Below are 8,190 nucleotides of genomic sequence, written 5' to 3'. Positions count from 1 at the left end.
CCCGCCGCTACGCACGCTGCGAGAACCCCGAGGCCCTCGCCGACCGCGCCATCCGCACCACTCGGCTGGACGCCTGGCGGCCCTGCCTGATCAGCCGCTGGAACCAGGGCTGCACCAACGCCTCCGCCCTCTTCCGCGAGATCCAGGCCCAGGGCTACCCGGCCGCACACCACAAGCCGTCCGCCGCCTCCTGCGCCCACTGCGTGACACCGCGAAGGCGGCGCCCGCACCACCGCCCAAACCCCAGACCCTCACCAACTGGATCACTCGTCACCCCGGCCGCTTACGAGCCGAGGAGGAACAACAACTCGACGACGTCCTCTCCCTCTGCCCCGGCCCGATGTCAGGGTCACGCCCGTGCCGGGAGACCGCGGATCATGTCCGCCGCCTTTTCCGCGATCATGATCGTGGGTGCGTTGGTGTTGCCCCGCACCACGGTGGGCATCACCGAGGCGTCCACCACCCGCAGGCCCCTCACGCCGTGCACGCTGAGCCGGGAGTCCACAACGGGGCCGATGGAGCAGCTGCCCGCCGGGTGGTAGAGGGTCTGCAACTCGCGCCGGGCGAAGTCGAGCAGGCCGACGTCGTCCGTGGAACGCGGTACGCGGAAGTCGGCTCGGCGGTGCTTGCGCAGGCCGGGCCGGTCGGCGATGTCGAGCAGTATCCGGAGCGCCCGGATCATCGTGGTGCGGTCCTCCTCGGTGGTCAGGTAGTTGTGCAGGATGCGCGGTTTGGCGCTGGGGAGCGCCGACCGCAGGGAGACCTTGCCCCGGCTCGTGGGGGTGAGCAGGACCGCGCCGAGCATGAAGGCGTGGTCGGTCACGGGGCTGATGCCCTCCTCGTAGAACATCACCGGCGCGGCGTTCACCTGGATGTCGGGGGCGTCGAGTCCCTCGCGGGTGCGGTGGAAACCACCGGCCTCGCCGACGTTGGAGGTGAGCGGGCCGCGGCCCTCGGTCTCCAGCAGGCGCACGTTGTCCGGTGTCTCGGCGGTGAACAGCGACTCCGTGTCGGTGAGGTAGCACAGACCGACATGCGGATGATCCTGCAGATTCTCCCCCACTGGAAGATCGACGCGGGGCGTGATGCCGTGAGCCGCCAGCTCACCGGCCGGGCCGATGCCGGAGAGCATGAGCAGGTGCGGCGAGTTGTAGGCGCCGGCCGACAGCACGACCTCCCCTTCGGCGTGCAGGGACAGCAGTTCGCCGTCCCGGTCCACCTCGACGCCGGTTGCACGCTCGCCGTCGAGCAGCACGCGGGTGCACTCAACACCGGTCAGCACATCGAGGTTCGGCCGGGCCAGGGCCGGCCGCAGATACGCGTCCGCCGTGCTGCAGCGCAGACCGTCGCGCTGAGTGAGGTGGTAATAGCCCACGCCGTCCTGTTCGAGGCCGTTGAAATCGCTGGTGCAGGGGTGTCCGGCCTCCTGAGCGGCCGCCACGTATGCGTCCATCAAGGGATGCCGGGAACGGCCCTCGCTCACCGTGAGCGGCCCGCCGGTGGAATGCCACGGGGACGTGGCTCCCGTGAAGTCCTCGGCGCGAAGGAAGTACGGCAGGACATCCTGCCAGCTCCACCCGTCGGCGCCGGCCGCCGCCCAGGCGTCGTAGTCGCGGCGATTGCCGCGGATGTAGATCATCGCGTTCATCGACGAACAGCCGCCGAGCATCCGGCCGCGGGGCAGGTAGCGGCGGCGGCCCTCCAGCCCGGGCTCGCACTCGGTGAGGTAACTCCAGTCGTACTTCGTCTGGAAGAGTTTGCTGAACGCGGCCGGAACGTGGATGTCCGGGGCATCGTCCACCGGGCCGGCCTCTATGAGAAGAACGCGCGTCCTCTCGTCCTCGGTCAGACGGCCGGCCAGCACGCACCCCGCCGACCCTGCACCCACGATGATGTAGTCGTACACCTGTCCCCCTCGCCCGACGTGGCTGCTCGACTCCCTCAACTCAAGCCGCATCGGCGGGCGGACGACACCCTGCTGTCGGCCATTGTCGACGCCGCACTCCTGCGGTGTGGCTGTGCCACGGACCACCGCTCGCAGCGCCGCCCGGCGACGCACAGACCGCTGCGCATCAATCGGCTCCCTCAGCCTCGTGCAGGGAGACGATGGTCTCCACCAGGGCATCGGGATCTTCCCAGTCGATCATGTGCCCGGCGTCCGGCACGGTGACCAGTCGCGCGCCCGGTGTCCCTGCGGCCAGGCGCCGGGAGTGGTTCGGCGGTGTGCTGCGATCGGCTGTGCCGACCATGACGTCGGTGGGCACCGTGATCTCGCCCAGGCGTGGGTAACGGTCCTCGCGGGCGAAGGCCCGCACGACCGGCGGGATCGAAGTGTGAGCCTGGCGGAGGAAGACGTCGAGGAAACGGCGATCACCGCTGGGGAGGGGCGCTCGGCGCAGGTGCACTACCTGCTCGGGCGGATACGAGTCCTGGTCGATCAGGGCGTGCGAGCCGTCAGCACGTGCTCGGCGACCTCGACCACGGGTGCCACCCAGATGCTGTCCTCGCGCGCCACCCGGCGGCAGAACTCCTCGAGGTCTCGGGCGCGCACGGTTTGCCGTCCGTGGGTGCCGATGTCGTGGCCCGCCATGATCACCCATGCGCCGTGGGCCATTCCGCTGTCCACAAGGGACATGAGCGCGTCGACGTCGAGTCCGTCGATCATGTACGCGCCCAGGTGCGCCAGATCGCAAACCTCCGGCATGTTGCCGGTCTCGCCGCCGTAGTCGCGTCCCGCCACGAAGCGCTCCGCGACGAGCGGGACGTAGCTCCGCCGTCGGGATCCCCGGCCGATGAAGGACTGGCCGCCCGGATAGGCGAACGTCTTCGGCCACACACCGAGCATGTCCTCGATCGCCTGGCCGGCCCCGTCGATGTCAGCGGCGATGTCGCTCATGGCTTTGTCCTCGAGCCCGTTGGTGCGTGAGAACGCATATGACCGCCGGAGAGGTCGCGGTGTTTGCCACGGAAGGGCACCCGTACGGTGCCGCCGGCGCCCTGGTAGCCCTTGTCGCCGTGGCAAACCAGGCCGACCTCGGCCGAGGCGTTGATGACGCCGTGGGTGCGGGCCGCCTTGATGCCGTGCACGGCGCCGGGCAGCGCGGCGGAGGCCCACAGCAGGCGGCCGAACGGGCCGGCGAGGACTTGGGGACATTCATGCCGTGCTTGCGGTGCTTGCCCGAGTAGAAGGGCCGGTCGGCGGCGATCCGGTCCATGGGCAGCAGGGTGCCGTCCAGGAGCACGAACGCCTTGGCCGCCGCGCGGTTGAGGGCCTGTTGAAGCGTGGGAACCAGCGCGGCCAGGAGGTCCACGGCCTCGCGGATGTAGCGGTGGACCGTGGCCACGCCTATGCCGAAGGAGGCCGCGAGCCGGGTGTAGGTGTCACCGCAGCGCAGATGGGCCAGGACGAGCAGGGCCTGCCGATTCGGGGCAGGCGCCGCCGGCGGGTGCCGACCTTTCGGCGGCGCTCGGCGAGCTGCCCGGTCAGGAAGCCCAAGTGTGAGCTCGCCTACCAGGAGCTTCACGCCTTTGTGCGACCAGGGTGCAGCCCACCTCACCGCAGCCGGCGCCAGGTTGGATGATGCGTGTATCGATCAATGCTCGTTGGGCCGCCACAGCCAGCGCAGAGCGTCCGGCAGCAGGACGCCGCCGTGGTTGGGGCTGTGTCCGCCGTCTCCCAGGACAAGGCGGAAGTCGTAGCCCGCTTCAGCGAGAGCGGCTGCCACGCGCAGGTTTTCGGCGAGCCAGTTCCACTGTGGCTCATTCCAGGCAGGTCGCGGTGGCCGCCCTGCATGAAGATGCGCAGCGGCTTGCGGGGGACGCGGGAGATGAGGTCCGGGTAGGGATTGCCGTCCGGCATCTGCGCGAAGCTGGACAGGTATCCGATGACGCGGCGGAACTTGTCCGGACGCAGCCACGCGGCGGTAAAGGCGCAGTTGCCGCCGCTGCTCCCGCCGCAGATGCCCCACCTTTCGGGCGACTGGGCGATGGTACAGCGCTCCGCAACCTGCGGGATGATCTCGGTGAGGAGGAAGGTGACGTACCGGTCGTCGAAGGCGTCGTACTCGTTGTTGCGGTTCTTCGGGTTCTCCGCATCGGGGAAGACGCCAGGATCGACGAACACGCCGATGGTGACGGGGATGTCGCCGCGGTGAATGAGGTTGTCCAGGACGATCGCGCCGCGTACCTCCCCTGCGGGGTCCAGGTACCACCATCCGTCCTGGAACACCATCAAGGATGCCGGCTCCGCCGGGTCGTACTGTGCAGGCACGTGTACCCAGAACTTCCGGAAGGTTCCCGGGTAGACCTCGCTGCCCCTCCACTCGAGCTCAACCGTCTCGCCCGCGGGCACGCCCGGCTGTAGAGCGGAATCGGGTCCGTGGATGTAGCGCACGTCGGACTGGTCGACCGGAAGTGGCTGGTAGGGCATCTCGATGGTCACGGAGAGCAACCGTAGAGCGATCGCCACCCTTGGCCGCAAGGGATTTTTGATGTGCCTCGGGTCTGGTGGAGTCATTGATGTGCCCCGGGTCTGGTGGAGTCGCCTTGCTGGACAGGTGATGCTCCAGACACTCAAGGAGGCTTCTGTGCCCCGTAGTTACCCGGCCGAGTTCCGGCGCAAGGTCCCCGATCTCGTCGAAGCCGGCCGGCCCATCCGGCAGGTTGCCCAAGACCTCGGCATCCCGACCCGGGCCCGCAGAACATGCTCAATCCCAGCTCTGGAACACTCTCAAATCGACTCTGTCCAACCACAACGGACCGCGAAGGTCGACATCACATTCAACCTCGATACTTCAGCGGCGTGAGCGCATGCCCGGGCCGTCGGCTCGATCTGCTCCTTCTCTGTGATCATGGGCGGGGTGCTCACCGCCCGCGCAACCCGCAAAGCCACCCCGGTACCCGCGGCGGCCGCGGCTGCCCTCTTGTCTTGGGGCTGGGGCAGCGGGCAGGTGAGACGGATGCCGACCTGAGCGCCAGTACGCCTTCGGCGGCGGGTCGTATCGAGCGCTCGTTGGATCACACAGGCAGTGGATCGACCCGTCCCGCTCTCCGGGTACCGTCAGGGTATGAGTCATCCGCACCCCGAGCTGAAAGCCGCACCGCCCCTTCCTGAAGGAGGGCTGCGGGTCATCGCCCTGGGCGGCCTGGGTGAGATCGGCCGCAACATGACCGTCTTCGAGCACGCCGGCAAGCTGCTCATCGTCGACTGCGGCGTGCTGTTCCCCGAGGAGACCCAGCCCGGCGTGGACGTGATCCTGCCGGACTTCACCTCGATCCGGGACCGGCTGGACGACCTCGTGGCCGTGGTCCTCACCCACGGCCACGAGGACCACATCGGCGGCGTGCCGTACCTGCTGCGCGAGCGGTCCGACATTCCCGTCGTCGGCTCCAAGCTGACGCTGGCGTTCCTGGAGGCCAAGCTCAAGGAACACGGCATCCGGCCGCGCACGGTGCGGGTGCGGGAGGGCGACCGGCGCGGCCTCGGGCCCTTCGACTGCGAGTTCGTGGCGGTCAACCACTCCATCCCGGACAGCCTCGCGGTCGCGATCCGCACCCGGGCCGGGATGGTGCTGCACACCGGCGACTTCAAGATGGACCAGTTCCCCCTCGACGACCGCATCACCGACCTGCGCGCCTTCGCCCGCCTCGGCGAGGAGGGCGTGGACCTGTTCCTCACCGACTCCACCAACGCCGAGGTACCCGGCTTCACCACCTCCGAGCGTGAGCTGAACCCGGCGATCGAGCAGGTGATGCGCACCGCGCCGCGCCGGGTCATCGTCTCCAGCTTCGCCAGCCACGTGCACCGCATCCAGCAGGTCCTGGACGCCGCCCACCAGCACGGCCGCAAGGTCGCCTTCGTCGGCCGGTCGATGGTCCGCAACATGGGCATCGCCCGTGACCTGGGCTACCTGAAGGTCCCCTCCGGTCTGGTCGTGAGCACGAAGGAGCTGGAGAAGCTCCCGGACCACAAGATCACTCTGGTGTGCACCGGCTCCCAGGGCGAGCCGATGGCCGCGCTGTCACGGATGGCCAACCGCGACCACCAGATCCGCATCGGCAAGGGCGACACCGTCCTGCTCGCCAGCTCCCTCATCCCCGGCAACGAGAACGCCATCTACCGGGTGATCAACGGACTCACCCGGTGGGGCGCCCACGTGGTCCACAAGGGCAACGCCAAGGTGCACGTCTCCGGGCACGCCAGCGCCGGCGAACTCGTCTACTGCTACAACATCGTCAAACCCCGCAACGTCATGCCCGTGCACGGCGAATGGCGCCACCTGCGGGCCAACGGCGACCTCGCCATCCGTACCGGTGTCGACCCCGACCGGGTCGTCATCGCCGAGGACGGCGTCGTCGTCGACCTGGTCGACGGGCGCGTGTCCATCACCGGCAAGGTCCCCGCCGGCAACGTCTACGTGGACGGCATGGAAGTCGGCGGCGCCACGGAAGCGTCCCTCAAGGACCGTCTCACCCTCGCCGCCGAAGGCGTGGTCACGGTGGTGGCGATCGTCGACGCGGACACCGGCGCCCTCGCCGAGGCCCCCGACTTCCTGGCCCGGGGCTTCGTCCACGACGACGCCACCTTCGAGCCGGTCATCCCCGTCATCGAGAAGACCCTGGCCACCGCGGCCGAGGAGGGCGTCGGGGACGCGCGCCAACTCGAACAGCTGCTCGCCCGCGCCGTGGCGAACTGGGCGTTCCGCGCCCACCGCCGCAAGCCCCTCATCATCCCCGTCATCATCGACGCCTGAGCCGCAGCCCGGCGGCACGGTCCGCGGTTCCGGTGGCGGCCCCGCGAGCATCGAGGTCGGGCACGCCCGGACCGGTCGGTGGCGAAGCCGCCGGGCTCGACGAGGCGGATCGCCTCGCCGTGGGCGGCCGGCAGGTCCGCGAGGGAGTCGGTGTTGCGGGCGGCGGCCCTGTCGCCGCGCTCCGGGGCCGCCTGCGCGAACTCGCGGCCGAAGCCGCGGGAGGAACCGGTGACACAGCGGCGGTGCACCCCGCCCAGTTGTTGCACCGGATCGGACAGTGTCCACTCGGGGCAGGTCGGCACCTGCACGTCGCGGCTGGGCACGAAGGCGACCGCGGCCGGGAACGCGACCGGCTGTGGGTCGATCAGCCGCAGCAGGACGGGGAACGAATGTCCTTGCCACGCGGTTGCCTACCGTCACGCCGGACAACCGCAGTCGATTTTCACAGCGGTACAGGGGCACGCCAGGTGCGCGACACCGGCCGCGTACCCTCGGACAAGGCAGTGCCCTCATCCCGGAATTCCAGTTCGGCCGCGCCACCGACCCGAGCCGGCCGCATCTGGGCCATTCCGCCAGGCGAGTCCGCCGGCTACGCCCCGCCCGCGACGCGCGCACGGGCATGCGCACGTCGCGGGCCACTGCACAGGACGCGCGAGTGCCGGTGAAGCGGTTAGATCGCGGGACTCATCGACTCAGCCGCCGCTCTTGGACTCAGCCGCCGCTCTTGCGCCTGAACGACCGCTGGCTCGCAGCCGGGCCGTGCGCCGCACGCACCTTCGACGCATCGGACTTGGCGGCAATATCAGCGGCGTCCGCCTGCGCGCCGCGCTTGCGCGCCAGGGCTTCGCGGAACTTGCGCTTGAGGTCGTAGTTGCCGTCGCCGTCCGGCGCCGGAGGGGACGTCTCGGGAGCGGCCGGCTCCGAACCTTCCGTGGATACGGGCTCTGCGGTCATGGTGACCTCCTGGGTTCGGGGGTGGGCAAGCACAGCTTGTCATGCCGGGCGCAGTGCGAGGGGCCGGCAACGTCATCCTGCTCCGTTTCGGCGGGTGTCCCTCTCGCGGCCCGAGGCGTCGACTTCGTAGGTAAGGCGCACGGGACGGCTTCGGGCCGGGCCGAGGGGTGTCGATCCCGTGGCCGGGCCGCCAGGGCAATGGCTCTCAGCCGTTGCGACGCACGAGGGCGGCCTTGCGGGCCTCGGCGAGCTTGCGGGCCTCGCCGGCCTTTCGGGACCTGCCGCCGGCGCCGCGGGAGGTGTCCTTGCTGGTGCCGAGGCCGCGGAAGGGAGCGTTGGTGTTCTTGGGCCGGGGAACGGCGGGCCCGCCGTCGAGCGGGGTGCCGGAGGGAGCCTTGGCGCCGGTGATCCGGCTCAGCTCCGCCTCGCCCGAGCGCACCTTGGTGACGGTCGGCTCGATGCCGGCCCCGGCCATCATGCGGCT

At 69.8% G+C, this 8,190-nt stretch carries 6 protein-coding genes and 2 pseudogenes; 1 reads left to right on the top strand and 7 read right to left on the bottom strand.

What is annotated here, in order from left to right; all coding sequences use genetic code 11:
• Positions 1-349: 349 nt before the first annotated feature.
• The 5 genes and pseudogenes from RH94_RS21275 to RH94_RS21255 form a co-directional block, all read right to left on the bottom strand.
• Positions 350-1,906: a GMC family oxidoreductase gene (locus tag RH94_RS21275; RefSeq protein ID WP_073949104.1), complete on the bottom strand. Its 1,557-nt coding sequence runs from the start codon at positions 1,904-1,906 to the stop codon at positions 350-352.
• A 166-nt stretch (positions 1,907-2,072) separates the two neighbouring features.
• Positions 2,073-2,405 carry an alpha/beta fold hydrolase gene (locus RH94_RS21270; RefSeq protein ID WP_073949103.1) on the bottom strand — a complete coding sequence of 111 codons (333 nt, stop codon included), beginning with the start codon at positions 2,403-2,405 and terminating at the stop codon, positions 2,073-2,075.
• A 32-nt stretch (positions 2,406-2,437) separates the two neighbouring features.
• Complete coding sequence (locus RH94_RS21265) at positions 2,438-2,896, bottom strand: polysaccharide deacetylase family protein (RefSeq protein ID WP_073949102.1); 459 nt, start codon at positions 2,894-2,896, stop codon at positions 2,438-2,440.
• A gap of 23 nt (positions 2,897-2,919) precedes the next feature.
• Positions 2,920-3,496: pseudogene (locus RH94_RS21260) on the bottom strand (transposase family protein); the annotation flags it as partial.
• A 57-nt stretch (positions 3,497-3,553) separates the two neighbouring features.
• Positions 3,554-4,441 carry an alpha/beta hydrolase gene (locus tag RH94_RS21255; protein WP_234425928.1) on the bottom strand — a complete coding sequence of 296 codons (888 nt, stop codon included), beginning with the start codon at positions 4,439-4,441 and terminating at the stop codon, positions 3,554-3,556.
• Between the two features lie 625 nt (positions 4,442-5,066).
• On the opposite strand from RH94_RS21255, the gene RH94_RS21250 reads away from it, so the two are divergent.
• Positions 5,067-6,752: a ribonuclease J gene (locus RH94_RS21250; protein WP_073949101.1), complete on the top strand. Its 1,686-nt coding sequence runs from the start codon at positions 5,067-5,069 to the stop codon at positions 6,750-6,752.
• 711 nt (positions 6,753-7,463) lie between these two features.
• On the opposite strand, the gene RH94_RS21245 is transcribed toward RH94_RS21250, so the two are convergent.
• Positions 7,464-7,706, bottom strand: a complete 243-nt coding sequence (locus RH94_RS21245; RefSeq protein ID WP_073949100.1) for a DUF5302 domain-containing protein — start codon at positions 7,704-7,706, stop codon at positions 7,464-7,466.
• Positions 7,707-7,911: 205 nt separating this feature from the next.
• Positions 7,912-8,190: pseudogene (locus RH94_RS44110) on the bottom strand (DEAD/DEAH box helicase); the annotation flags it as partial.

This window comes from Streptomyces kebangsaanensis, from assembly GCF_001906585.1.
Taxonomy (GTDB): Bacteria; Actinomycetota; Actinomycetes; order Streptomycetales; family Streptomycetaceae; genus Streptomyces; species Streptomyces kebangsaanensis.
Note: the sequence above shows the minus strand (reverse complement) of the source record. Positions and strands in the feature narration are given on the sequence as shown.

Excerpts from the sequence above, each read along its gene's own strand:
- RH94_RS21265 (WP_073949102.1), bottom strand. The coding sequence starts at position 2,896 with ATGAGCGACATCGCCGCTGACATCGACGGGGCCGGCCAGGCGATCGAG.
- RH94_RS21245 (WP_073949100.1), bottom strand. The coding sequence starts at position 7,706 with ATGACCGCAGAGCCCGTATCCACGGAAGGTTCGGAGCCGGCCGCTCCC.
- RH94_RS21250 (WP_073949101.1), top strand. The coding sequence starts at position 5,067 with ATGAGTCATCCGCACCCCGAGCTGAAAGCCGCACCGCCCCTTCCTGAA.